Origin of the sequence: Streptomyces sp. NPDC048171 (genome assembly GCF_043202655.1) — a bacterium.
Taxonomy (GTDB): Bacteria; Actinomycetota; Actinomycetes; order Streptomycetales; family Streptomycetaceae; genus Streptomyces.
Map to the genome: position 1 here is coordinate 402,971 of NZ_JBIDAU010000001.1, position 26,171 is coordinate 429,141.

Genomic DNA, 26,171 nt, shown 5'->3' on the forward strand with positions numbered 1-26,171 from the left:
CGCCCGGTTCCCCGGGGACGCCCGGCCCGCCGGGAACGCCCTCACCGCGCGTCCCCCGCCCTCAGTTCGGTGACCGACCCGCGCCGGCCCGACCACCATGCCTGCACCCCGGCGACGCCCACCGCCACCACCAGCACCGCGACCGCCGGCAGGGCCAGCGACCACGGGTCGGTGCGCAGTTCGGCGCGGCCCACCGGGGACGCGGCGCCCGCCAGGGCGATCGTGGTCAGGTCGAGGCCGGGCGCGAGCAGACGGATCGCCGCCCAGCCGGTCAGGGCCCCTCCCGCGGCTGCCAGCACGGCCTGGGGCAGGGACTCCAGGACGAGCAGACGGCGGCCCTGCGCCCGGGTGAGGCCCATGGTGCGCAGCCGGGCCAGCAGGGCGGCGCGTTCGGGGGCGGCGCGCAGCAGGGACAGCAGCAGGGCGAGGACGGCGTAGCCGGTGCCCGCGACGACGGCACCCGCGTAGACGCGCTCGGCGCCGGTCTGGAGGGGCGAGTCGACGTACCGGTCCCGCTCCTCGGACCGCAGCGTCACCGCACTGGTCTCGGCACCGGCGTCGTCGCCCGCAGTACGGCGCAGCGCCCCCGCGTCCATCCGGTCGCCGGTCAGCAGCAGGACGGTCGGGCGGGCCGCCTCGGCGGAGAGTCCGGCCCGGTCCACGACCAGGAAGTCCTCACCCGAGACGGCGGGGGTGCGGTCGCGGACGAGGCCGATCCGGACCGTGACGGAGGTGCCGTCCTCCACGCGGATCCGGAACTGCCCGGTGCCGAACCGTTCGGCGACGGACGGCGAGGCCAGCGCCCGCAGCGGCTCCTCGGAACCGCCGCGCCGCTTCAGCTCCTCCGCCTCGAAGGACCCCAGCCCGGTCCGGGCCGCGAGCCGCGCGTAGGCGGCCGGGTCCACGCCGGCCACCGGCAGGGTCTGGCGGCCGTCCGGGCCCTTGGCCTGGTAGGTCAGTCCGACCTCGACCACGTCCCGGACGCCGGAGGTGCCGCGCACACGGTCGGACAGGCCGTCCCGGAGCGGCCCGGTCTCCTCGATCCGGGCGTCGGCGCCGACGGTGAGCAGCGCCGCGCGGTCGCGGGCGTCCGTCACCCCGGCGAGGACCGAGCCGCCGAACGCGGCCGTGGTGAGCGCCGTCAGCAGGGCGAGGAGCGGCAGCACCGCCGAGACCGACGTACGGCCGGCGCGGGCCAGCGCAAGGTGGCCCACCGCGCCGCGCAGGCGTCCCGCCGGGCGGGCGAGGCGGCGCAGGGGCAGCGGATACAGGCGTACGAGCACCAGCGCGGCGATCACCCCGATCAGCACCGGTGCCGCCGACACCAGGTCCCCGCCGGTGCCGGACGCGCCGCGCCGACGGAGGGTCTCGACCGCGCCGAGCGCCAGGGCGACGGCGGTGAGTTCGGCGACCGTGCGCCGCCGGGACGGACGGGCGGAGGCCACGTCCCGCCGGCCGTCGTGGACCCGTACGGCACGGTGCGCGACGCACGCCCGCACGGGCAGCGCGGCGCAGGCGACGGCGGTGACGGCGACGGCCGCCCAGACGGCGGGGGCGAGCCGGCCACCGGGCAGCGCGAACAGGGCGGCGGCGAGGCCGAGGGCGCCCGCGGGCAGCGCGACCACGGCGGTCTCGGCGAACAGCCGCCCCGCGACGCCCCGCAGGGAGGCGCCGCGGGCCCGCAACAGGGCGAGTTCGGCGCGGCGGCGGTCGGCGGCCAGGCCGCCCGCCATCAGCAGCACGACCCCCGCGACCGTGCCCGCCCCGGCGGCGGCGACCGCGACCAGTGGGCCGATGCCCGACCGCAGCCCGTCGAAGGCGAGGACCGTCTCGTCCAGGTCGGTGCTGACGTCCGCCAGCGGGTCGACGCCCGAACGCACCTCGCGCAGACCGGGACCGGACTCCAGAGCGGCGACGGCCGACGTCAGCCCGTCCACGTCGTGGGCGTGCAGCGCGTCCGTCTCGGGGGCCAACTGCCAGTAGCGGACCGGGGTCCCGGCCGTCCCCAGCAGGGCGGGCCCGGCGTCCGGGGCGAGCAGCAGCGCGCCCAGCCAGTAGCGTTCGCGGTCCGCGCCCGCCGCCCCCGGCACCGTCATCAGCGACGGCTCGCGCAGCACGGACTGGGTGGACCAGTAGGCGCCGTCGGGGTCGCGCGGGGCGAGCACGCCGGTGATCCGGACGGTGAGCGGAGCGCGTTCGACGCCGGGCACGTGCAGGACGGAGCCCACCTTGATGCGCAGCGTGCGGGCCGTCTCGGTGGTGACGGCCGCCTCCAGCGCGCCGGTCGCGGCGGTCACCGGGCCGCCCGTCACGCGCGGCAGGCGGCCGGAGCCGATCCGGGCGTGGTCGCCGAGGCCGTGCTGGGCGGCGAAGTAGAACTGGGCCGGCAGCCCGCTCGGCTGCGGCAGCCAGGGTTCCGGCACCGGGAGACCCTGGGTGGTGCGCACGCCGTACGTCGACTGCGCCCGGTCGACGGCGAGCGGCGCGCGGCGGTCCACGGCGGCGACCGCCTTGGCGTACCGCCGGCCCAGCGGGTCCGGGCGCAGCGACTCCTCCCGCTCTCGCGGGGAGAGACCGAAGTCGGGCTGCGGGGCGAGCACCAGCACGCTGGTCCGGTCGGGGCGGGCCTGCGCCAGAGCCCGGTCGAGGCCGGCGTCCGCGTACCGCTCCAGTGCCCGCGGGAAGGCGGCGGCCAGACACGCGGTCAGCGCCACCAGCACCGCGAGGGCCCAGGCGGCACCGGGCGCGGCGCGAAGCCGGGTGCGGACCCAGGGAGCGCTCACCGGTTTCACCGCGCCTCACCTCCCTGCTCGCGCAACGCCGAAGCCGGGTCGGTGCGGCGCAGGGCCAGGGCCGCCGTGACCAGCAGGGGCGTGACGGCGACACCCGCCAGGAGGAGGGCGACCCGGCCGGCAGGCAGGGCGACCAGCACGTCCGGGACCGGGTGGGTGGCCTGCGGGGTGAGCACGATCAGCGGGATCACCGCCCGGGTCAGCGCCGCGCCCAGGGCCGTGCCCACCAGCAGGGCCAGGAAAAGCAGCACCGCCTGCTCGACGGCGACCGTGCGGGCCAGCCGGCGGCGCGGGGCGCCCAGGGCGCGCAGGATCGCGAACTCGGCGCCGCGTTCCCGCAGCGACCCCGTCGCGCTCACCGCGAACCCGACCGCCGCGAGCGCCGCCGCCACCCCGGCCGCCGCGGTGAAGGCCGCCTCCGGACCGGCGCCGAACGGGTCGTCGCGCAGGCCCACGGCCAGTTCGTCGCGCACCACGACCTGCGAGGGCTCCAGGTCCGGGAGGGCGCGCAGCGCCGTGACGACCGCGCTCGTGCCGCCGGGTTCCGGACGCAGCCACCACTCGGTCGGGGCGAGGGCCTCGCCGTACTTCGCCTGGAGCACCCGGTTCACGGACGGCAGGTCGAGCAGTAGGGCGCCGCCGTCCTTCGCCGCAGTCGTCGGGGCCGTCGGGGCCGTCGCGTCGGGCGCGGCCGTCGTCGGCAGGGCGCGGACCGAGCGCACGATCCGCACCGGCACGCTGTGGCCGTCGAGCTGGACGTCCACGCTCTGTCCGACGCGGGCGCCCGCCGAGTCGAGGTACCGGTCGGTCGCGACGGCCGTGAGCCGCGGCGGCGCGGGCTGTACGACGTCCAGGCGCAGCGTCACCGCCGATGTCAGGGTGCTGTAGGGGTCGGCGGGCTGGTACCCGGTGCCGTACTCCACCGACGGCGGTCCGGACGGGGCGAGCCGGGGCTTGGTCGGACTGGTGTCCGCGTCCGGCGACGAGGCCGACCCGTCGCCGCGCACCGAGGCGGTCCAGGAACCGGGCAGGGCCGGGCGCCGCACGGTCCCGTCGGCCGCCGTGGCGGTCAGCTCCGTCAGGGTCAGGCGGTGCCGCTCCGCGCGGTCGGCCGGCTGGGCCGTGACCAGTTCCACGCCGGTCACGGTGAGCGGGCCGCCCGGGGAGACGTCCAGCGCCAGCGTGTGGCGGCGGCCGTCCGCGGGCAACTGGCCGGCCGGCAGCCGGAAGGGGATGCCGTAGCGGTCCCGCACCGTGACCGTCACGTCCGCCGGTCCTGTGGCGCTCTCCCCGCCGCCGCCCGGGCCGCCGCTCAGGGTGGCGGTCACCCCCAGCCGTACCGTCCCGGCGGGCACCCGGGCGCCTGCCGCCGGCTCCCCGGCGCCCAGCGGGGGCAGCAGCGTCCCGGCCGGTTCGTCGGACAGGTCCGGGCGCAGCAGCATCGTGTCCGCCGCGCGCCCGGTGTCCAGGGCCAGGACCGTCGCCGCGCGGTCGGCGGACAACTGCAGCGTGGAGCGCGCCGCGGGGGCCACCTCCCGTACGCCCTCGACGTCCGCGTAGGTCTCGGTACGGCCCGGGCCCACCGAACCGGCGGCCAGGACCCGCACCGGGGCCCCGGCCCGGAAGTCCGCCTGATCGTCCTGTGAACGCTCCCAGGAGGTGCCCTGGCCGATCGCGAGCATGCCCAGGGCCACCGCGAGCACCAGCAGCAGCACCGGGCCGGCGCCGCGCATCGGCCGGCGGCTCAGCTGCCAGCCCGCCAGCGCCGAGGTCAGCCCGCGTCCGCCGGCCGCCCGCCGCTCGGCCAGCCGCGCCACCGGCGGCAGCAGCCGCAGCGTCAGCACCGTCCCCGCCAGCAGGGCCAGCGCGGGCGCCGCCACGAGCAGCGGGTCGATGCCGAGGGCCCCGGAACCGTCGCCGCTCACCGCACCCGAGGTCTGCCGGGACAGCTGCCAGTAGGCGACGCCCGCGACCACCAGCAGCCCGACGTCGGCTCCGGCGCGCAGCGGGGCGGGCAGCGCGCGGACCCGGCCCCCGGCGTTCAGCGAGGAGGCCAGGGCGGGCAGCGTCACCGCCAGTGCGCACCCGAGGGCCGCCGCACCCGCCGTCAGCCACACCCCGCCGCCGCCCCAGGCCGGCACCTCGAGCCGCAGCCCGATCCGGTCCAGCGACCCCTGGCCGGCCAGCAGCCGGGTCAGCGGCCCGGCGAGCAGCGGCGCGAGGACCAGCGCCGGGACGGCCAGCAGCAGCGCCTCCAGCGCGGCCAGCGACCCGAGCCGTGCCCGGGAGGCGCCGCGCGCCCGCAGCAGCCGCCGCTCGGCCGCGCGCTCGGCGCTCAGCAGCCGGGCCACCAGCAGCAGCGCGCACCCGGCGAGCAGGGCCAGCTGGAGGGCGACGACCAGCAGCGTGGAGCGGGAGACCAGCAGGGAGCGGTCGAGCCGGTCGAGCACCTCGGGCAGGGAGGTGGTCGCCGCGGTGGAGCCGCTGAGGACGGGGCGTGCGCGCAGCCACGCCATGCCGCCCCGGGCCGCCTCCCGCAGCTCGTCCGTCCGCCCGGCCATCACCGAGGAGAAGTCGGCCGTCGCCAGCCACCCCGAGGGCCCCGCGCTCACCGCGCCCCCGGCCGGCACCCCGGGGGCGGCGAGCAGCGGGCCGTACGTCGTGAAGCCGCCCTTCTTGACGCCGCGCCCGGCGAGGTCGTCCAGCCGCCAGTAGGGGGCCGCGGCCTCGGCGGGCCGGTACAGGCCGGTCACCTCGACGACCACGTCCGGGCCGCCGAACCGGTCGGCGAGGGTGAGCCGGGCGCCGGTCCCGACGTCCAGCCGCTCGGCGGCGGTCGTCGGCAGCGCGACCTCGACCGCTCCGCCGCTCCCTCCGGCGCCGTCCCGCGGCAGCCGGCCCTCGGTGACACGCACCTGCGCCGGGTCCAGCGCCGCGAAGTAGGTCAGGTCCGGGTCGCCCGAGCGCTCGCCGGGCGGCCGCAGCGTGCCCGGCAGGCTGTACGCGCCCGACCGCGCCATCTCCCGGACGGTGACCGGCAGTCCGCCGAAGGTGTCCCGGGCGCCCTCGCGCACCGTGCGGTCGGCCTGCTCGCGCCCCTCCTCGGGCACGTCCGCCTTGACGACCAGCGCGGTGTCCGCCGCGTTGCGGGGATCGGCCAGGGCGTGGCGCAGGGCCGCGTCGCCGACGGCGCCCGAATAGGCGGTCAGGGCCGTCAGGACCGCGGTGGTGAGCAGCACGGTGAGCAGGGCGGCGGCGAGCAGCAGGCGGTGCGCCCGCGCGCGCAGCAGCACGAACCCCGCGAATCCCCCGTACCCCGCCACCCGGCCCCCCGCCGATGTTGTCCAGACCTCTCGGCGATGCTGTCAGAGGACGAGGTGCGGAAGTAAGCGCCTGGGGCTCGGACTTGACCGGATCGTGACCGGAATCCGGCGTCGGGCGACCGGAATCCGCCCGTCACCCGTCCCCGGCACCCGCGGACGGACCGGTCAGCCTGCGGTGTTGACCATCGAGGCCGCCGCGTACGTCAGGTACTTCCACAGCGTCTGCTCGTGCTCCTCGGAGAGCCCCAGCTCGTCGACGGCGACCCGCATGTGCTTCAGCCAGGCGTCGTGCGCCGCCCGGTCCACGGCGAACGGCGCGTGGCGCATCCGCAGCCGCGGGTGACCCCGGTTCTCGCTGTACGTCGTCGGTCCGCCCCAGTACTGCATGAGGAAGAGCGTGAAGCGCTCCTCGGCCGGACCCAGGTCCTCCTCCGGGTACATCGGCCGCAGGATCGGATCCTCGGCGACGCCCTGGTAGAAACGGTGGACGAGTCGGCGGAAGGTCTCCTCCCCGCCGACCTGCTCGTAGAAGGTCTGCTCCTGAAGCGTGCCGCGCCGAATCTCATTCACGCCGTCCATGGTCTCAGACGCCCGGACATAGGACTTCGGACTTAGGTCCCCCGCCCGGGCCCGTACTGTGGAGGCATGGGCGGGCACGAGGACCTGGACCGCCTCGCGGCCTCGGCGCGGGCGGAGCTGGTGCGGGAGATCGAGCTGAGCGGCGCCTGGTCGGCCGACCCGGTCTGGCGGGAGGCGTTCCGGACGGTCCCGCGCCACCTCTTCGTGCCGTACTACTACGTCGGCGTCCGGGGCGGCTACGAACGCCGGTGGGGCGAGGACCCCGACCGGGGCGCCCGGGAGCGCTGGGTGCGCGGCGCGTACGCCGACGCCCCGCTGGCGACCCGGATGCGCGACGGCGAACTGGTCTCCTCCAGCAGCCAGCCCTCGCTGATGGCGATGATGCTGGCGGAGCTGCACGTGAGGGACGGCGACCGGGTCCTGGAGATCGGCGCCGGCACCGGCTACAACGCCGCCCTGCTCGCCCACCGGCTCGGCGACGACGACCTCGTCACCACCGTCGACCTGGAACCGGAGATCACCGAGTCGGCCCGCCGGCACCTGGCCGCCGCCGGGTACCGTCCGGCCGTCGTCACCGGCGACGGCGCCCGCGGGGTGCCCGAGCGCGCCCCCTACGACCGGATCCTCGCCACCTGCTCGCTGGCCTCGGTGCCGCTTGCCTGGCCGGCCCAGTGCCGTCCCGGCGGCAGGATCCTGACCCCGCTCGCCACCGGGCTGGTCGTCCTCACCGTCCACGACGCGGCGCACGCCGAGGGGCGCTTCCTGCACACGCCCGCGTACTTCGTGCCGCTGCGCGGCGCGGACGCCTCCGCGCCGCAGCCGCAGGGCCTGGGCGGGGTGCCGCGCCGGGCCCGGGAGAACGACCTGTTCCGCTTCCTGCTGGCGCTGAGCCGGGGCAGCCTCGACCCGCAGGAGGCGTACGCGCTCTGGGACCGCGAGGGCGCCCCGCAGCGCGAGCGCTTCGGCATCACCCTCAGCGGCGCACGGGCCTGGGCGTGGCTGGACGATCCCGAGGGCCCGTACGCCTGGCCGTTCACCTGACGGACGGGCCCGCCCGCGTCAGCCCCGGCGGATCGTGATCGTCGTCCAGGCGCCGACGTGCACCCGGTCGCCGTCCTGGAGCGGCACCGGCACGAAGGGCTGGATCGGCTCCTCGCCGCCGTTGACCGTCGTGCCGTTCGTCGAGTTCTGGTCGACGACCGCCCAGGTGCCGTCCGGCTGCTGCACCAGCACCGCGTGCTGGTGCGAGACGCCCGGGTCCTCCGGCGGTACCGCCAGATCGATGTCCGGGGTGTCACCGGTGGAGTGCCGGCGGCGCCCGATGGTGATCTGGTTGCCGGTGAGCGTGCGCTGCTGCTCGGGCGAGTACGCGGGCAGGTTCAGGCCCGCGGCCTCGGGGCCCGAGCGGTGCATCATCGCCATGAAGTAGTCGCGGTCCGGGCCGATGGTCGCCGACCAGGTCGTCGGCTGCGGGAAGCCCTGGCCGGGCGGCGTCTGGGTGGCACCCGTCTGCGGGTAGCCGTAGCCGCCCTGCGGCCCGCCCGGGCCGCCGGGGCCGGTGGGCGACGGCGGAGCCTGGGTGGCACCCGTCTGCGGGAAGCCGTAGCCGCCCTGCGGAGCACCCGGGCCGCCGGGACCGGTCGAGGACGGAGGGGAGAGCACCCAGTCGTCGTCACCGCCGCCGAAGCCCTGGCCGGGCGGGGCCTGTGTGGCGCCGCGCTGCGGGTAGCCGTAGCCGCCCTGCGGGGCGCCCGGACCGCCGGGACCGGGCCCGGGCGGCGGCGGAACCGGCCGCGACGGGTCCCCGCCGAACGGAGGCGGGGCCGGGGGGCCGGAGGGGGTGTTCTGGCCGCCGGGGCCGCCGGGCCCGCCCGGGCCACCGGGGCCGTGGGGGCCGCCAGGACCGCCGGGGCCGCCGGGGCCGTTGGGCCCACCCGGACCGTTGGGCCCACCGGGGCCGCCGAAACCACCGGGGCCGCCGGGACCATGAGGGCCGTTGGGGCCAGCCGGGCCGCCGAAACCGCCGGGGCCGTTGGGGGAGCCCTGGTTTCCGAAGCCACCGGGACCGTTCGGGTCGCCGGGACCATCGGGACGCCCCGGGCCGCCGGGGCCGCTGGGCCCACCGGGGCCACCGGGACCACCAGGTCCGAATGGACCAGAGGGGCCGTTCGGCCCGCCGGGACCGCCGGCCGGACCGCCGGGTCCGCCAGGCCTACCGGGCCCGCCGGGCCCGAACGGGCCAGAGGGACCCTTCTGACCGCCAGGACCGCCAGGACCGCCGGGACCGCCCGGGCCACCGGCAGGACCGCCGGGTCCACCGGGGCCGCCAGGAGCTCCGCCGGGACCGCCGGGTCCGCCCGGGCCCCCGCGCCCCGACGGGTCGCCGCCGAAGGGCGGGCCCGGCGGGATCGGCTCGGCGGGGCGGTTCATCTGGGACGGGCGTGAGCCCTGGTAGCCGTACGCGTCACCGCCGCCGTACGAGGGGCCACCCGGCGGCTGCTGGAAGGGCGCCGGGCCGCCGGAGGCCGGCGGGCGCGGGGCGGCCGGGGTGTACGAGGTGGCCGTGTTGGTGAGGAAGTTCCACCGGCACTCCTCGCAGAAGGGCGCGCCGCCCTCCCGGGGCGTACGGCACTGAGGGCACAGCTGCGGCTCGCCGCCGGGACCACCGGGACCACCGCCCGGACCGCCGGGCGGCGGGAAGCCGTAGCCGCCGCCGGGGGGCGGGGGCGGCGGAGGGGGCGGCACGGCACCGGCCATGCGGTGACCGCAGACCTCGCACCAGTCGTCGGAACCCGACTGGTGTCCGTTCGGGCAGGTCGGCATGTCGGGGCTTCCCTCTCTTGCGGGCGTGTCGCGCGGATGGTCCTGCGTCACTTCTTCACACGAACGGTCTTGGTCGACCGGGTCTCGAGAGTCATCTCGTCGGCCTCCTCCACCTTCGCTTTCAGTCGCACAGTACCCGCCGCCGCGTCCACCACGTCCACCACCTTCGCAAGCAGTTTCGCCGTATCACCGTTTCCGGATACCCCCGCGAGCTGAACCGCCCGGCCCAGTTTGGCCGTTGCTCCGTCGATGTCTCCCGCTTTGCGCAGATCCAGCCCCTGCTGGATGACCTGGGCCAGTTCGGCCTGCCCGGTGTAGTGGGCGACCTGCGGGTTGATGGACGTGGAAGCGGTCATGTCGTCCGTCCACACGGCCCGTACGAGACCCTGCGCGCCGAGGCTCTGAACCGTGCCGTCGGGCTCCGGGATGACCAGCGAGACGCGGGCGGCCAGCATCTCCCGGCCCAGCTCAGCGGCCGGTACCCGCACGCAGACGTGGTAGTCGCGGGACTCGTCGCCCCAGGAACCGGTGGGGTAGTCCCCGGCCCGCGGCCCCGCCTCGGAGCGGCGGCCGGTCAGCTCCTCGACCGTGGGCGCGACCTGCTTGACGAACGTCACGGTGGTGCCGACCGGGGTCCACAGGCGCAGCGCGACGTCCGCGACCTCCTTGCCCATGGCCGTCTCCATCATCTGCGTGAAGTCGGCGGCCAGGCCCGCCGGATCGGCGACGATGTCGGCCGTGCCGAGCAGGGCGGAGGCGATCCCTGTGACTTCTTTCACTTCCCAGTCGGTGCCCACGCCGCGTGCGTCACAGGTGAACCGCCCGGCGCAGGCGTCGAGCGCCGCCCTGAGGTCCTCCGGCGACTCGTGTTCGTTGCGGCCGTCGGTGAGCACGATGGCGTGCCGGATGGCGACGTCCGCGGTGGACAGCAGCCGGTCGGCCAGCCGCAGCCAGGTGCCGATGGCGGTGCCGCCGCCCGCGCTGAGGCTGCGCAGCGCCTGCTTCGCCTGCGCCCGCGTGGCGGCGTCGGCGACCGCGAGCCGCCCGCCGCCCGGGTAGACCTCCTTGGCCAGGTGGGTGCCGGCGACCACCGCGAAGTGCACGCCGTCGCGCAGGGTCTCGATCGCGGCGGCCGTCGCGTCGCGGGCGTTGCGCATCTTGGTCGGCGGGTAGTCCATCGAGCCCGAGCAGTCGACCAGCAGCGCCACGGCCGCCGACGGGCCCTGGCCCGGCGAGTACAGGTGGGGCGCGGCGACCGCGCTCCCGACCGTGCCGCCGCCGGTCGCGGTCACCGTCACGATGGCGTTGACCTCTTGGCCGCCCTCGGGCAGGTACTCGTTCTGGTACACGTCCACCGCGAACTGCGGCACGTTCGACTTCGAGAAATTGGCCATGCCGGATCGCATCCCCCTCTACGTCCCCACGGAGGTGGGGCCTTGGCTGCTCGCGCGGACCGCCCCCTGCGGCCCGCGAGGCCACCCCGCGCGTACCCCTACCCGTACGGGGGCCTCAGGCCGATCCTGCCCCCTGCGGCACGGCCGGGAACGGCACGAGGGCCACTGTTACGTTGTCGTGGCCCCCGCCGTCCAGGGCGTGGCCGACCAGGACGCGGGCGCCGTGCAGCGGTCGGGTGGCGGCGTCGAGGGGCATGGCGTCGGCCATTTCCTCGGCGGACTCCGCGTAGTTCCACAGGCCGTCCGTGCAGACCACGACCACGCCGGGGCGGTCCGGCTTGAAGGACGCGGTGTGCGGCTCCAGTTCGTAGGCGTCGGCGCCCAGCCAGCCGGTGATCGCGTGGGCGCGTTCGTCGGCGTACGCCTCGGCCTCGTTCATCAGACCGGCGGCGACCATCTGCGCGGCCCACGAGTCGTCCTCGGTGAGCCGGGCGGGCGGGGTGGCGCGGTCGGCCGGCACCCAGTAGACGCGGCTGTCGCCGACCCAGCCGACGACCAGCAGGCCGGCGGTGACCACGGCGCCGACCAGGGTGCAGGCGGGCGCGTTCTGGTGGGGGCCCTGCTCGCGGGCGGTGGCGGGTTCGTCGGCCAGCGCGTTGACGGCGTGCGAGGCGGCGAGGATGGCGTCGTGCATGGCCTGTTGGGGATGCGTGCCGCGCGGCAGGGCGGTCAGCAGCAGCTCGCCGGCCGCCCGGGACGCGGCGAGCGAGGCGTCGTCGGGGCGGGTCGCGGAGGACACGCCGTCGCAGACGATCGCGACGCTGGCGGGGGCGCCGTCGGGCAGCGCGGTGCAGCCCACCGAGAACGCGTCCTCGTTGCGGTGGTGGCGCAGGCCGCGGTCGCTGACCGCCGCGACGGGGCCCGACTCCTGCTCCATGTGGTCGCGTTCGCGGGGCTGGGCGTGCCCGCAGTTCTCGCAGTAGCCGTCGTCGTCGACGCGGCCCGCGCGGCAGGCCACGCACACCTTGTCCCCGGCGGCCGCGGCCGGTTCCGCTCCCTGCTCGGCGTGCGGCGCCGCTGAGGCGGTCAGCCGCGGGTCGGGCGCCTGCAACGGGTACTCCTCGGGTTCGCGGGGCCGGTCGAAGCGCACACCGGGCGCGGGCGGCGCCGACGGGACCGGTGGGGCCGCCGGGGGCGGCGGCAGCGGGGAGCCGCCCGAGTCGGTGCCCGGCAGTTCGGCGGCCGCGTGCACGGGGACGGGACGGCCGTTGCCGTCCGAGTCCCGGGCGGCGGGCCAGTCCACGCCGTCCGGTGGGGGCGCCGGAGCGGGCACCGCGCCGCCGACGGCGACGGTCGGGTGGTCATCGGGCCGCGGGGGCACGGCGGACAGGTCGTATCCGCACGCACCGCAGAAACGGTCACCCGACTCGAGGGGTTCCTCGCAGCTCGGGCACTTGGACACAGCGGCCTGCTGGGGCATCTGCGACATCAACTACACCCACGTCCGGGGGCGGTAACGGTTTGCACGTTCCACCAGGTCGATCCTCTCCTCGCCGTCCCGCGCCAGCCGGGCCAGCGTGCGGTACGAACGCTCCAGGCCGAAGCGCAGGCCGCGTTCGTCCAGGGCGCTGCCGAGCAGCGTCCGTCCTCCGGCGGCGGGAGGGACGGAACCCCGACCTCCGGAGAGTACCCAGTCCAGCGCGCAACCGAGGACCTCGGCCGACAGTTGCTCGCGCCGCGCCGGATCCAGACCGTACACGTCCAGCGCCTCGACCTGCCGGGCGGCGGCCGTCAGGTCGTCCAGGAAGGCCACGTCGCCGGCGCCCGCCGTACGCCGCCGCAGCCGGGCCCGTACGGCCGCGACCCGCGCGGCCGTGCAGTGCACCGACGACTCCGGCACCGACTCCAGCGTCCTTACGGCACCGGTCCGGTCGCCGCCGGCCAGCTGCACCCTGGCCAGGCCGAACGCGGCGCTGACATGGCTCGGGTCGGTCGACCACACCAGGCGGTAGTACTCGGCGGCGTTGTCGAGCTGTCCCAGTACCTCCGCGCACAGGCCGAGCGCCAACTTGGGCGCGGTCTCGCCGGGGAAGGCGTCGTAGATGGCGTCGAAGGCCAGCGCGGCGTCCTCGTGCCCGCCGGTCACCAGTGCGGCAAGGCCGCGGTACCAGACCACCCGCCAGTCGTCGGGCCGTTCGCGCTCCAGCGTCTCCAGGGCCGTCAGCGCGCCGGGCGCGTCGCCGTTCTCCAGCCGGGCCCTGACCTGCCGCAGCCGCGTCTCGGTGGACGGCGCCGGAGCGGCGGCCAGCGCGGTCAGCAGCTCGCCCGGCGCGGACGCCATGAGCCCCGCCAGGAAGCCCGCGTTGGGGTCGCCCGCGTCGACCCGGGGGACCGGCAGGGCGAGGGACGCGATGGGTGCGTCGGCGTCCTTGACCAGCCCGGAGGTGCCGCCGCCGAGCCCGCCGACCGCGCTTACCGCGCCCGGCAGCGACGCGCTCGCACCGCCGCCGGCGACCGAGCCCGTCGCGCCGCCCGTACCGGCGCCCGGCGTGGCCCCCGCGACCGTACCGCCCGGCGCTCCCACCGCCGGTCCCGTAGCGCGAGGCAGTGCAGGGGCGGGCCCCGGACCGCCCGGCAGGGACACTCCCGCGCCGGTGCCGCGTCCGCGCGCGCGGACCGTCGTCCGGGCGCCCAGCCGCGACACCTCCCCGTCCAGCCGGGGGAACAGCTCCGTGTCCGTCACCCGGACCTCGGGCCCGAAGAGCGTGGAGAGCGCGGGCCGGGCACGCCCGGTCTGGAGCGAGACCACCTCGCGCAGCACACCCGTCAGCTGCTCCGCCATCTCCTGCGCGGAGGCGAACCTGCGGGCCGGGTCCGGATCGGTGGCGCGCACCAGCAGCCGGTAGAAGGACTCGTACTGCCGGAACACCTCGATGGTGTCGGGGTCGGGCAGCGAGTCGGCGTAGACGGTGGTGTACCCCTGGAAGTCGAACGTCAGCACGGCCAGGGTGCGTCCCACGGTGTACAGGTCGGAGGCGACCGACGGGCCCACGTCGGCCACCTCCGGCGCCTGGTACCCCACCGTGCCGTAGATCGCCGACTCGTCGTCGTCCATGCGGCGGACCGCGCCCATGTCGATGAGCTTGAGCTGGTCCTCGCTCTGGATGGCGTTGTCGACCTTGAAGTCGCAGTACAGCAGCTTGCGGCTGTGCAGGTGGCCGAGCGCCTCCAGCGCCTCGATGCCGTACGCGCAGGCCTGCTCCACCGGCAGCGGGTCGCGTCTGCCCGCCGGGGTGCGGCGGGCGTTGGCGATCTCCTTGAGCGACTTGCCGCCCACGTACTCCATGACGATGTAGCCGTCGAGGGAGCCGGTGCGCTGGTCGAGGTGCTCGACGAAGTTGTAGATCCGCACGATGTTGGCGTGCTCGATCTCGGCGAGGAACCGCCGTTCGGAGATCGCCGCCTCCATCGCGTCCTGGTCGCCGGTGTCCAGCAGGCCCTTGAGGACCACCCAGCGGTCGGAGACGGCCTTGTCGACGGCGAGGTAGATCCAGCCGAGACCGCCGTGGGCGAGGCAGCCCACCACCTCGTACTGGCCGTGCACCACGTCGCCGGTCTTCAGCTTGGGCACGAACGAGTACGGGTGGCCGCACTTGGTGCAGAAGCCCTCCGTGCGGCCCGGCCGCTCGCCGCGGGACCGCCCGACCGGCCCCCCGCAGTCCGAGCGCGAGCAGAACCGCTTCCGCTCCGGCACCTCCGGACGCTCCATGACCATCTCGCGGGGGTCGGGCCGCGGGATCGCCGGGACCTCGACGAGTCCGGCGCCCAGGCGCCCCCGCGCGGTGGAGCCGGCGCCCGAACCGGAGCTGCGCACCGACACCGAACGCCCCGTGGACCGCCCCGACACCGCCCGGGAGAGCCGCCCCGACACCGAGCGCCGAGACCTCGACGAGCGGGACGAGCGCGACGACTGCGACGACGTACCCGAACCGCGGGCGCCGGCGCTCGAACCGGCGCTGCCCGCCGAACCGCGCGAGCCCCGGCCGCCGCCTGCGGTGACGCCCGTCGGGGTGGAGCCGACCATGCCGTTCGACGCGACGACCGGCGCGAGGCCGCAGGTGTCGCAGTACAGCTCGCCGCCGCCCATGTCCTCGTAGGTCCCGCCGCAGCCGGGACGCTGACACGTCCGCCCTGCCTCGCTCATGACGCTGCCTCCCCCTCGTCGCTCATACGCCGGGCCCCGTCCGGTCCACCGGCCCGCCCTGGCCGGGCACGCGCCGCGGGGAGCCCAGCGTCTCGGCCGCCGCGTGCTGGTAGCGCAGCACGGCCTGCTCGGCGACGCGCAGGTCGCAGGGCGCGCTCCACAGCATGCGGCGCGCCTTCTCGTACTTCTCCGCCAGCTCCGGGTCCTCGGCGAAGCCGAGGCGGGCCACCTTGGCCTTGTAGGCGTCGAGCCGTCCGCGCAGCTCGGCGCGGACCGCCAGCGGGGCGGTGACCGCCGTCAACGACTCGCGGGCGCGCAGCAGTTCGTCCTCCGCCTTCTCCTCCAGGGACTCCAGGAGCGGGGACAGCCGGTGCCACTGCGCGTGCCTGCGGTACTCGGCGGCCGCCGCCAGCTGCTCCTGGAGCACGATCGGCGGTCCCCCGACCACCGGCACCTCCGTCGCGGCGATCTTCGCCAGCACCTCGCCGCGCGCGGTGCGCGCCTCGGCGAGCGTGCGGTCCGCCCGGGAGAGCACGTCCCGCAGCCGCACGATGCGCTGCTCGGCGTCCTGGCGGACGGCCAGCACGGCGTCGATCTCGCGGCGCACCTCCTCCAGGGCGCGCGCCTCACGGTCGTACACCGTCGTGTCGGGCCGGCCGCCGCCGGGCGCCGAACTGCCCTCGGCGGGCAGCCAGAAGGCCAGCGGGTCGGACACCACCCGCTCGCGCAGCCGCGTCAGGGTGCGGGTGATCCGCTCCAGGTCGTCGCCGGACGGGTGTTCGCCGGGGCGCACGCCCACGGAGTGCGCGAGCTTGCGGGTGCGCTGGAGCTCGGCGGCGAGTAAATCGATCCGGGCGGGCAGCGCCGACCACACCGCGTCGGCGGCGACCACCATGTCCAGGGAGGTCGCGTACAGCTGGTTCATCCGCTCCACCAGCGCCGCCAGGGAATAGCGCTCGCTGAGCCGTCCGGGACCGCCGTCCGGGGTGGGCGCCTGGGCGAGGGCCGCCGCACCGCCGGCCACGGTGACGGCCTCGCCGCGCAGCAGCTCCGTCAGCTCCACCAGGTCCTCGCGGCTGGACCAGCGGCGCCGGGAGCGGATCTCCCGGGCGGTGCGCAGCGCGCCCGTGTAGGCGTCGAAGTAGGACCACAGCAGCGTGATTGACGCCTCCGCGGCACTCCAGCGCTCGACGGTGACGCCGGTCAGCTCGGCGCCTTCGAGGAGTCTGCGGCCCGCGTGGTCCTGGAGGGCGAGCAGTGAGGTCTCGACCGCCTCGTGCTCCGCGCCGAGCCGCGCCAGCGCACGGTCCACCTCGTCCCGGTCCATCACCGGCCCGGTGGGTCCCGTGTCGCCCATCGATCACCCCTCGCTGTCGCGGACTTGTGCTCTCTGCCTGTGTACGGCGGCCGTTCAGCTCTTGCGCAGGTACTCCGGGGCCGGCGGCTCCGACTGCGCCGGGTCGTCGCCCATGGTCGGGGACAGCCACTCGTCGTACGAGTTCTGCCAGCCGTCGGTCCGGTCGGCGCGCCACTCCTCCAGGATCCGGTTGACCCGGCGTACCAGATCGTCGGCGTCCTTCTTCATCGCCACGCCGTAGTACTCGGTGGTGAAGGGGTCGCCCTTCAGCTGCACCGTCGGGTCCTGCGCGGCCTGGCTCGCGGCGAGCGCGCCGTCGGTGACCACCGCGTCGACCTCGCCGAGCTGGAGCCGCACCAGGCAGTCGAGTTGGTTGGGCACGGTGGTGCCGAGGTCGGCGTCGGCGGCGAGCCGGCCGTCCTTCTGGTCCTGCTCCAGTGTGCTCAGCGCGGTGGAACCGGCCGCCGTGCAGATGCTCCGGCCGGCCAGCGTGTCGTCGTACCCGGTGATCGGGGACGACTTGGGGGCGAGCAGCTGCTGGCCGGTGCGGAAGTAGGGGGCGGAGAAGGCGACCTTCTCCAGGCGGGCGCAGTTGATCGTCATGGTGCGGACCACCATGTCGACCCGGCCGTCCTGGATCGCCGGCTCGCGCTGGTTGGTGGGTATGGCCTTGAACTGCACGGCGTCCGCGTCACCGAGGATGTCTTCCGCGATGCGGTGCGCCAGGTCGATGTCGAAGCCCTCCAGCTCGGCGTCGCCGCCGCTGTTCGGGTCGCGGTAGCCCCAGCGGTAGCTGTTCTGGTCGACGCCGACGATCAGCTTGCGCTTCTCGCCCTCGCGGCCGCGGATCTCGTCGATGGTGGGGCCGTCGGCCCCGGACGGGGCGAGGGTCTGCTTCTCCGGGTCCGGGCACTCCTGCGCGGCCCGGGCCTGGCCGCCGTGGGCGAGGCCGGGGCCGTCGTACGCGCCGCCGCCCTCGCCGTGCGAGCGGACCAACGGCAGGAGCAGGGCGAACAGCACGGCGAGGGCGCAGGCGAACGCCATCGCGCCCACTCCGCCCCAGCCCTTCAGCCCGGTCCGCAATCGCCGCGCACGCATCCTCACGCCCCCTTTCACGGGTGCCCCTTCCCGACGGCCGCCGGCCGCGCGCGCCGCCTCACCGGTACTCCGACAGCCTGCGTCCGATGCCCAGCAGCGCGCCGGCCGCGCCCAGTCCCGCCAGTATCCCCGCGCCCTGGGGCAGGAGGGTCATCGCGTCCAGGCCGTCGCCGGCCGACCGCTCGAACTCGTCCTTCTCGTGCGCGAGCGCGGCGGCCAGCGAGTCGTCCACGCCGTCGAAGCACTCGACGGTGGCGCCCTCACCGCCTATCACCAGATCCAGTGCCTGCTGGTAGTTGCCGTAGTCGTCCTGCTCGCGGGCCGAGGCGTGGCGCTTCTTCCACTCCGTCATGCTGCCGTTCGCCGCGTCCACGGGGGACTCGCCCGCCTTGTCGTCGGCGAGCCTTCCCGCCTCGGCGAGCGCCTTGCCGAGGGCGTCCATGTTCTTCCCGAAGGCCAGGTCGTAGGAGTCGTACGTCTTCTCGCCCACCTTGGTGGTCTCCGCGCCGCGCGACACCAGTGTGAGGTTCTCGTTGCCGCGGGCCTTGAGGGAGGCGATCCGGGCCTCGTTGAGCGCGTTCAGCGAGCGGACGCCGTGCTCGTAGGAGTCGGTCAGGCTGGACCGGGCGACGCTGTGGCCGACGACCAGCCAGAGCATGACGATCGTGGCGGTGGCCGTGGCGGCGACCAGGCCGTGGTTGAGGACCCGGTTGGTGCGCCGGTAGTTGCGCTGCTGCGCCCAGACCAGCGCGGCGAGGACGACGACGCCGAGGGCGATCGCGGCCCAGGGGTAGGGCTTGGCGTCGCCGTAGTCGGCGCTCAGCCGGCCGTTCTCCGTCTTGTAGAGGTCCTCCGCCGCGGGGAGCATCTCCTTCTGCATCTTCTCGTTGGCGTAGCGCAGGTAGGCGCCGCCGACCGGGAAGCCCTGCCGGTTGTAGGTGCGGGCGCGCTCGACCAGGCCCTTGTACTCGGGCAGCAGCCGGTTCAGCCTCGCGATGGTCTTCGCGGCCGGCGACTCGGGGTCGGAGTTGGCGGCGGCGGTGACGAGTCCTTCGGCGGCGGCGCTGATGCCGTTGTCGTACCGGTCGCGGGAGTCCTTCGTCTCCTGGCCGCCGGCGAGGAAGCCGCTGGAGGCCGCCGTGTTGGCCTCGGCCAGTGAGCGGTAGATGCCGGCGGCGGCGGAGCTGAGGGGCTGGCTGCGGGTCAGCACGTCGTCGGCCGCGGTGGACCGGTCGTTCATCTGCCAGGCGGTGACGGCGCCGAAGGCGACGACCAGCGCGGCGAGCAGCGCGCCGATGATGCGCAGCCGCCCGGGTTCGGTGACCGCCGCCGCGCGCAGCCGGTCCACGCCCTCGGCGAAGGCGGTGCGCCGGGGCGGGGCGGGCGGCTGCGGGGGAGCGGCCGGTGCGCCGCCGGAGGGGCCCTGTTCGGGTGCCGGAGGGCCGGACTGCGGTGGCACGGCGGGCGGCGCGGGCACGCCCGGGCCCTGCGGTGCCGCGCTGCCCTTCGGCGGTCGAGTCACTCCTGACCTCCCCCATGGTCATCCGTCGCCGCAAGTATCGCTGCCCGCACCGACATTCGCACCGGCCTTCACCCGATCCGGATTCGATCAGGGTGCGACGCACCAACCCCTGCCCATGAATACGCCGGCGGAACCGGTTCGGTTCCCCGAGCCGGTCCCGCCGTCCGTCCGGATCCCTGTCAGGCCGCGAACCGCTCCCGCACCCGCGCACGGGCCCCGGCCGACGCGCCCACCCGGTCCAGACCCAGCAGCGCCGCGCCCAGCACCGGCCGCGCGGTCACCACCGTGGGGACGGCCTTCGGGGCGCGGGCCGCCAACAGCTCCCGTATCCGGTCGTCGAGCTGCGGATGGCGCGCCGCCAGGACGCTGCCGCCGAGCAGGACCGGCGCCGGTTCGGACAGCAGGTCCAGACGGGTCAGCGCGACCGTCGCCATCGCCACCACCTCGTCGGCCTGCCGGTCCACGACCGACCGGGCGAGGGGGTCGCCGTCCGCCGCCGTGGCGAACAGCACCGGGGTCAGCTCGTGGCGTCGCGCGGGCTCGACGTGCCGCAGGTGCAGGGCCTCGATGAGGGCGTACATCGAGTCGAGCCCGAAGTGCGCCGGCAGGGTCCGGGCCAGTTCCGTGGGTCCGCCCCGGCCGTCCTCGGCGCGCGCCGCGTGCCACAGCGCCTCCTCGGCCAGCCCCCAGCCGCCGCCCCAGTCGCCGGACAGGCGCCCGATGGCCGGGAAGCGGGCGGTGCGCCCGTCGGGGCGCATGCCGACGCAGTTGACGCCGGCCCCGCACACGACGGCGACGCCGAGCGGCTCGTCGACACCGGCCCGCAGGATCGCGAAGGTGTCGTTGCGCACGTCCACCCGCGAGCCCCACGCGCGCGCGTGCAGCGCGGCGGCCAGTTGCTCCTCCTCCACGGGCAGGTCGGCGTTGGCCAGGCACGCCGACACGTGTTCGACGGAGCCGACACCGGCCGCCGCGAAGGCCCGCGTCACCGCTTCCGCCAGGGTGTCGACGGCCCGTTCGACGCCCACCGCGGGCGGCCGGAAGGGGCCGCCGCGGGCCGTGGCCAGCACCTCCCCGTCCGCCGTCACCACGGCCACGTCGGTCTTGCTGTTGCCCGCGTCGACGGCGAGGACGCTCGCGGTCAGGCCCACGCCAGGTGCTCCCGGTTGTGTGCGATCAGCCGGTCGGTGAGCCGCTCGGCGTACCCGTACTGGCCGACGAGGGGGTGGGCGAGCAGCGCCCGGAAGACCCGGTCCCGGCCGCCGCGCAGGGCGGCGTCCAGGGCGAGGTCCTCGTAGGCGGTCACGTTCGCCATCAGGCCCGCGTACAGCGGGTCCACGGCCGCCACCGGCAGCGGGGCGGCACCCTTGGCGCCCACCGCGGCCGGCACCTCGATCACGGCGTCGTCGGGCAGGAAGGGCAGCGTGCCCCCGTTGTACGTGTTGACCACCTGGTAGGGGGAGCCGGCACCGCCGAGCAGGGCGGCGGCCAGGTCGACGGCGGCCTCCGAGTAGTAGGCGCCGCCGCGCTTGGCGAGCAGGGCGGGCTTCTCGTCCAGGGCCGGATCGCCGTACATCTCCAGCAGTTGCCGCTCCATCTCCGCCACCTCGGCGGCCCGCGAGGGCTTGGTGCGCAGTTCGTCCACGACCTCGTCGTGCGCGTAGTAGTAGCGCAGGTAGTAGGAGGGGACGACGCCGAGGCGGTCGAGGAGGGGGAGGGGCAGGCGCAGGTCGGCGGCGACCGCGTCCCCGTGCTCGGCGAGCAGCCGGGGCAGGACGTCCTCGCCCTCGGGGCCGCCGAGCCGGACGCCGGTCTCCCAGGTGAGGTGGTTGAGGCCCACGTGGTCGAGGTGGACGTCGGCGGGCGTCACGCCGAGCAGTGCGGCGAACTTGCGCTGGAGCCCGATCGCCACGTTGCACAGGCCGACCGCCCGGTGCCCCGCCTGGAGCAGGGCCCGGGTCACGATGCCCACCGGGTTGGTGAAGTCGATGATCCAGGCGTCCGGGTTGGCCCGCCGGACCCGCTCGGCGATGTCCAGCACCACCGGCACCGTGCGCAGCGCCTTGGCCAGGCCGCCCGCGCCGGTCGTCTCCTGGCCGACGCAGCCGCACTCCAGCGGCCAGGTCTCGTCCTGTTCGCGGGCCGCCTGGCCGCCGACGCGCAACTGGAGCAGTACGGCGTCGGCGCCCTCCACGGCCGCGTCCAGGTCGGAGGTGGTGACGACCCGGCCGTCGTGTCCCTGCCGGGCGAAGATGCGGCGGGCGAGGCCGCCCACCAGCTCCAGCCGGTCCGCCGCCGGGTCGACGAGGACCAGCTCCCGGACCGGCAGGGTGTCCCGCAACCGGGCGAAGCCGTCGATCAGTTCGGGCGTGTAGGTCGAACCGCCGCCGACCACGGTGAGTTTCATGCAGTCATCAACCCTTTACTCCGGTCAGTGTGACGCCCTCGACGAACGCCTTCTGCGCGAAGAAGAACACGAGGATCACGGGGGCCATGACCAGCACGGTCGCGGCCATGGTGAGGTTCCAGTCGGTGTGGTGGGCGCCCTTGAAGGACTCCAGGCCGTAGGAGAGGGTCCAGGCGCCGGGGTTCTCGGAGGCGTAGATCTGCGGGCCGAAGTAGTCGTTCCAGGCGTAGAAGAACTGGAAGAGGGCCACCGCCGCGATGCCCGGTTTCGCCATCGGCAGGACGACCTTCAGCAGGGTGCGCAGTTCCCCGCAGCCGTCGACCCTGGCCGCGTCCAGGTACTCGTCCGGGATGGTCAGCAGGAACTGGCGCAGCAGGAAGATGGAGAACGCGTCGCCGAACGCCATCGGGATGATCAGCGGCCAGAGGGTGCCGGACAGGTCCAGCTGCTTCGCCCAGAACAGGTACATCGGGATGATGATCACCTGCGGGGGCAGCATCATCATCGAGATCACCAGCATCAGGGACAGATGCCGGCCCCGGAAGCGGAACTTGGCCAGCGCGTAGGCCACGGGCACCGAGGACACGACGGTCAGGAGGGTGCCCAGACCGGCGTAGAGCAGTGTGTTCCGCCACCAGGTGAGGAAGCCGGGCGTGTCCAGGACCGTGCGGTAGTTGCCCCACTCCCAGGTGTGCGGCCACAGGTCCCGGGTGAGGGCCTGCTGGTCGCTCATCAGCGAGGTGAGCACCACGAACACGAACGGCAGGGTGAAGAACAGGGCGGCGGCGACGCCCAGGGCGTGGACGCCGATCCACTCCAGCAGCACGCGCCGGCGGGCGGCACGCCGTTCGGTGGGGGGTGTCGTGCCGGCCACCACGGGCCGGTCCAGTACCTGGGTCATCGGTCACCTGCCTGGATCAGTCCGCCCCGGCGGCGCATCAGCAGCGCCGTGCACGCCATGGCCAGCGCGAACAGCACGAGGGCGACCACGCAGGCGGAGCCGTAGTCGAAGCGCTGGAAGCCGAGGTTGTAGACGAGCTGGGGGAGCGTGAGGGTCGACTTGTCCGGGTAGCCCGGCTCGAAGGACTGGCCGGAGCCGCCGATGATCCCGGAGGCGACCTTCCCCGCGACCAGCGGCTGCGTGTAGTACTGCATCGTCTGGATCACGCCGGTGACCACGGCGAACAGCACGATCGGCGAGATGTTCGGCAGCGTCACGAACCGGAACCGCTGCCACGCCGACGCCCCGTCCAGCTCCGCCGCCTCGTACTGCTCCTTCGGTACGTCGAGCAGCGCGGCCATGAAGATGACCATGAGGTCGCCCACGCCCCACAGGGCGAGCGCGGTCAGCGCCGGTTTGGACCAGGCCGCGTCGGTGAACCAGCCGGGCGCGGGGACGCCCAGGCCCTCCAGGACGGAGTTGACCGGTCCGGTGCCGGGGTTGAGGAGGAAGACGAAGGCCAGCGTCGCGGCGACCGGCGGGGCGAGGTAGGGGAGGTAGAAGAGGGTGCGGAAGACTCCGGCCCCCCTCCTGATCTTCGTGATGAGCAGCCCGATCCCGAGCCCGAACACCACCCGGCAGGTCACCATCACCACGACCAGCCACAGGGTGTTGCGCAGGGCGGGCCAGAACAGGGGGTAGTCCCGGAAGACGTACACCCAGTTGTCCAGGCCCCGGAACTCGGGGACCCCGAAGCCGTCGTATCTCATCAGCGAGAAGTACACGGTGGACACGAGGGGATAGGCGAAGAAGACGCCGAACCCGACGAGCCACGGCGACATGAAGGCCAGCGTGCGCAGCGCCGAGGAACGGCGCTTCGCACGGAGGGTGTTCGCGGTCATGGACGTGGTCATGCCCGCTACTTCGTCTGCTCGATGTCGCGGTCGATCTGCTCGGCGGTCTTCTCCAGCCCGGCCTTGAGATCCTTCACCTTGCCCGACTCGTACTGATACCCGAAGTCCTGGAGCGTCAGCTGGTACGTGGAGCCGTTGACGGAGGCCGGCGGGGAGTTCGACTCGGGGTGCTGGGCGATGTCCAGGAAGGTCTTGAACGCGGGGTCGGTCCTGAGGTCCGGCGACTTCAGGGCCGGGAAGGTGGAGGGCACGTTGCGGATGGCGTTGGCGAAGGCGACGACGGCCCCGGTGTCGGTCGTCATGTACTTCACCAGCTCCCACGCGGCGTTCTTCTTCTCGCTCTGCGGCGCGATGCCCATGACGGTGCCGGACAGGAACCCCTTGCCGTACTCGTCCACCTCGTCGTCGGCGACGGGCAGCGGCGCGGTGCCGATCTCGAAGTCCACCCCGGCGTCCTTGGCCATGCCGAGCCGCCACTCGCCGTCGAGCTGCATCGCCACCTGGCCGGTGTGGAACGGGTGTTTGGCGCCCCACTCGTCGCCGAAGGTGTTGCGGTACTTCTCCAGCCTGGCGAAGCCGCCGAGGTCGTCGACGAGCTTCTTCTGGTACGTGAACATCTCCGCGAAGGCCGGGTCCTCGGCGACGCTCGACTTGCCGTCCTGGTCGAAGTAGGCGTGGTCCCACTGGGACATGTAGTGGTCGACGACGGTCTCGTAGCCGTGGTAGTTCGGCATGAAGCCGAGCTGCTCGTAGCCGTCGCCCTTCGGCTTGGTCAGCTTCTTCGCCACCTCGGCGAACTCGGACCAGGTCTTGGGCGGGGCCTTGATGCCGGCCGCCGCGAAGGCGTCCTTGTCGTAGTAGAGGCCGTAGGCGTCGCCGAGCAGCGGCAGGGCGCAGCGCACGCCCTCGAACTGCGTGTAGTCCAGCATCGGCTTCGGGATGAGGGCGTCCAGGTCGAGCTTCGACTTCTCGATGAAGGGCTTCAGGTCGGCGAAGGCGCCCGACGAGCAGAACTTGCCGATGTTGGAGGTGGTGAACGAGGACACCACGTCGGGGCCGCTCGAACCGCCCGCGCGCAGGGCCTGGTTGAGCTTGTCGTCGTTGATGTTGCCGACGACCTTCACCTTGATGTTGGGGTGCGCCTTCTCGAAGCGGTCGACGTTGGCCTGTACGGCCTTCACCTCGGCGGGCGCGCTCCAGCCGTGCCAGAAGGTGAGGGTGGTCCTGGCGTTCGGATCGTCGGAGGCGCCGGAATCGGCCTGGCCGGTACAGGCGGTGGCGAGCAGGGCGAGGGAGGCGGAGGCGGCGACCGCGAGGGCGGCCTTTCTGGATATTCCGGGCATGGCGAGGCTCCCTGGGGCAGGGCGTGGCGGGACGGGGGTGGTGGTGCGGGGGTGGCGCGGGGTGGGTGGTGCCGTGCGAGTGGTGGTGCCGTGCGGAGGCGGTGCCGTGCGGGGGGTCGCTCAGCGCGAGGTGTCGAAGACCTCGTCGCGGGTGGTCGCGAGGGCGCTCTCCAGCGCGCCGCGCAGTACGGGGTGGTCGGTCACGTCACCGACGACGAGCCGGGGCCGGGAGGCGGCCAGCTCCTCCAGCTCGTCCTGGACCAGGTCGCGGAGCGCCTCGCCGCCGGCGGCGAGCGAGGTGCCGCTCAGGACCACCAGCTCGGGGTCGAGCACCGAGACGAGGGAGGCGAGGCCGGTGGCCAGGCGGGTGGCGTAGGTCTGGAGCAGCCGGCGGTGCGGTTCGTCGTCGGCCTCGGCGGCACGGGCGACGAGCGCGGCGGCGGACTCGTAGTACGGCCCCGGAGGAAGGTCGGTGAGCCCCAGCTCCCGGGCGAGCCCCGGCAGGGCCTGGGAACCGGCGAGTTCCTGGAAGCCGCCGCTGCCGGTCCGGCTGACCTTGCGGACCAGCGGCGCGCCCGGCACCGGAAGGAACCCGACCTCGCCCGCGCCGCCGGTCCAGCCGCGGTGCAGCCGGCCGCCGAGGACCAGGGCGGCGCCCAGGCCCTCCTGGTTCCACAGGAGCACGAAGTCCTCGTGTCCCCGGGCCGCGCCGAGGCGCTGCTCGGCCACGGCCGCGAGGTTCACGTCGTTCTCGTACTCGACCGGCATCGGCAGCGCGGCGGCGAGTTCGTCCAGGAGGGTGGGGGAGTGCCAGCCGGGCAGGTGGGAGGCGTAGCGCAGCCGCCCCGTGCCCGGGTCGAAGGCGCCCGGGGTGCCGATGACGAGGCGGTGGACGTCGGCCCGGGCGAGTCCGGCGGCCTTCACCGCGCCGTCGAGGGCGTCGGTGACCTGCTGGACGACCGGGGTGAGGGGCCGCCGGCCCGGGGTCGGCAGTTCGAAGCGGCCGACGGTGCGCCCGGTGACGTCGGCGACCGCCGCCAGGACGCGGTCCGGGGTGACGTCGAGTCCGGCGGCGTACGCGGCGGCCGGGTTGACCTCGTAGAGCTGTGCGCCGGGGCCCGGGCGGCCCTCGGTGGTGCCGCCGGCCAGCACCAGGCCCGCGGCCTCCAGGCGGGCCAGCAGTTGGGAGGCGGTCGGCTTGGACAGGCCGGTCAGTTTGCCGATCCGGGTCCGGGACAGCGGCCCGTGCTCCAGCAGGAGGTCCAGGGCGGCCCGGTCGTTCATGGCGCGCAGGACGCGCGGGGTGCCCGGCGTTCCGGCGGTTCCTGCCATACGTGTCCACACCTGCCTCTCGCCGCTCAGCCTTTCAGTGGGGGACGGGCAAGTCCACTGCCCGCCTGCCCGCCTCGTCCACTGTGACTGTTAGGAAAGTTTCCTGTTGGCTGAGAAACGTAGGCCCGCCCGGGAGGGGGCGT

At 75.0% G+C, this 26,171-nt stretch carries 17 protein-coding genes; 1 reads left to right on the top strand and 16 read right to left on the bottom strand.

Annotated elements, in window-relative coordinates; all coding sequences use genetic code 11:
• Positions 1-41 precede the first annotated feature (41 nt).
• From ACGF3J_RS01870 to ACGF3J_RS01880, 3 genes are all read right to left on the bottom strand, one after another.
• Entirely contained in the window at positions 42-2,792 is a 2,751-nt protein-coding gene (locus ACGF3J_RS01870; protein WP_393853375.1) for an FtsX-like permease family protein, read from the bottom strand.
• On the bottom strand, positions 2,789-6,115 hold the full coding sequence (locus ACGF3J_RS01875) for an FtsX-like permease family protein (RefSeq protein WP_393853376.1): 3,327 nt from the start codon (positions 6,113-6,115) through the stop codon (positions 2,789-2,791). Before ACGF3J_RS01875 ends, ACGF3J_RS01870 begins: the two co-directional genes overlap by 4 nt.
• Before the next feature lie 165 nt (positions 6,116-6,280).
• Positions 6,281-6,694, bottom strand: coding sequence for a globin (locus ACGF3J_RS01880; RefSeq protein ID WP_161328870.1), 414 nt, complete (start codon positions 6,692-6,694; stop codon positions 6,281-6,283).
• A gap of 66 nt (positions 6,695-6,760) precedes the next feature.
• Here ACGF3J_RS01880 and ACGF3J_RS01885 point away from each other — a divergent pair, with 66 nt between their 5' ends.
• Positions 6,761-7,735 (top strand): methyltransferase domain-containing protein, encoded by a 975-nt coding sequence (locus ACGF3J_RS01885; RefSeq protein WP_161328869.1) that lies wholly within the window; start codon positions 6,761-6,763, stop codon positions 7,733-7,735.
• Between the two features lie 18 nt (positions 7,736-7,753).
• On the opposite strand, the gene ACGF3J_RS01890 is transcribed toward ACGF3J_RS01885, so the two are convergent.
• The 13 genes from ACGF3J_RS01890 to ACGF3J_RS01950 form a co-directional block, all read right to left on the bottom strand.
• Positions 7,754-9,517, bottom strand: coding sequence for an FHA domain-containing protein (locus ACGF3J_RS01890; RefSeq protein WP_393853377.1), 1,764 nt, complete (start codon positions 9,515-9,517; stop codon positions 7,754-7,756).
• A 47-nt stretch (positions 9,518-9,564) separates the two neighbouring features.
• Positions 9,565-10,911 (bottom strand): VWA domain-containing protein, encoded by a 1,347-nt coding sequence (locus tag ACGF3J_RS01895; protein WP_393853378.1) that lies wholly within the window; start codon positions 10,909-10,911, stop codon positions 9,565-9,567.
• 115 nt (positions 10,912-11,026) lie between these two features.
• Positions 11,027-12,400 carry a PP2C family serine/threonine-protein phosphatase gene (locus ACGF3J_RS01900; RefSeq protein WP_393853379.1) on the bottom strand — a complete coding sequence of 458 codons (1,374 nt, stop codon included), beginning with the start codon at positions 12,398-12,400 and terminating at the stop codon, positions 11,027-11,029.
• Between the two features lie 3 nt (positions 12,401-12,403).
• On the bottom strand, positions 12,404-15,115 hold the full coding sequence (locus ACGF3J_RS01905) for a tetratricopeptide repeat protein (protein WP_393853380.1): 2,712 nt from the start codon (positions 15,113-15,115) through the stop codon (positions 12,404-12,406).
• A 22-nt stretch (positions 15,116-15,137) separates the two neighbouring features.
• Positions 15,138-16,472, bottom strand: coding sequence for a hypothetical protein (locus tag ACGF3J_RS01910; RefSeq protein ID WP_393853381.1), 1,335 nt, complete (start codon positions 16,470-16,472; stop codon positions 15,138-15,140).
• 54 nt (positions 16,473-16,526) lie between these two features.
• A complete protein-coding gene (locus ACGF3J_RS01915) occupies positions 16,527-17,570 on the bottom strand; it encodes a glutamate ABC transporter substrate-binding protein (RefSeq protein ID WP_161330091.1) in 1,044 nt (347 codons plus the stop codon).
• 58 nt (positions 17,571-17,628) lie between these two features.
• Positions 17,629-19,092: a hypothetical protein gene (locus tag ACGF3J_RS01920; protein ID WP_393853382.1), complete on the bottom strand. Its 1,464-nt coding sequence runs from the start codon at positions 19,090-19,092 to the stop codon at positions 17,629-17,631.
• Positions 19,093-19,271: 179 nt separating this feature from the next.
• Positions 19,272-20,243, bottom strand: a complete 972-nt coding sequence (locus ACGF3J_RS01925; protein ID WP_393853383.1) for an N-acetylglucosamine kinase — start codon at positions 20,241-20,243, stop codon at positions 19,272-19,274.
• A complete protein-coding gene (locus ACGF3J_RS01930; RefSeq protein WP_161327416.1) occupies positions 20,234-21,499 on the bottom strand; it encodes a 6-phospho-beta-glucosidase in 1,266 nt (421 codons plus the stop codon). The genes ACGF3J_RS01925 and ACGF3J_RS01930 overlap by 10 nt, the downstream gene beginning before the upstream one ends.
• 7 nt (positions 21,500-21,506) lie before the next feature.
• A complete protein-coding gene (locus ACGF3J_RS01935; protein WP_161327417.1) occupies positions 21,507-22,400 on the bottom strand; it encodes a carbohydrate ABC transporter permease in 894 nt (297 codons plus the stop codon).
• Entirely contained in the window at positions 22,397-23,341 is a 945-nt protein-coding gene (locus ACGF3J_RS01940; RefSeq protein ID WP_161327436.1) for a carbohydrate ABC transporter permease, read from the bottom strand. The genes ACGF3J_RS01935 and ACGF3J_RS01940 overlap by 4 nt, the downstream gene beginning before the upstream one ends.
• 17 nt (positions 23,342-23,358) lie before the next feature.
• Positions 23,359-24,696, bottom strand: a complete 1,338-nt coding sequence (locus ACGF3J_RS01945) for an ABC transporter substrate-binding protein (protein WP_161327418.1) — start codon at positions 24,694-24,696, stop codon at positions 23,359-23,361.
• Positions 24,697-24,816: 120 nt separating this feature from the next.
• Positions 24,817-26,028 carry an ROK family protein gene (locus ACGF3J_RS01950; protein ID WP_393853384.1) on the bottom strand — a complete coding sequence of 404 codons (1,212 nt, stop codon included), beginning with the start codon at positions 26,026-26,028 and terminating at the stop codon, positions 24,817-24,819.
• Positions 26,029-26,171: the final 143 nt, after the last annotated feature.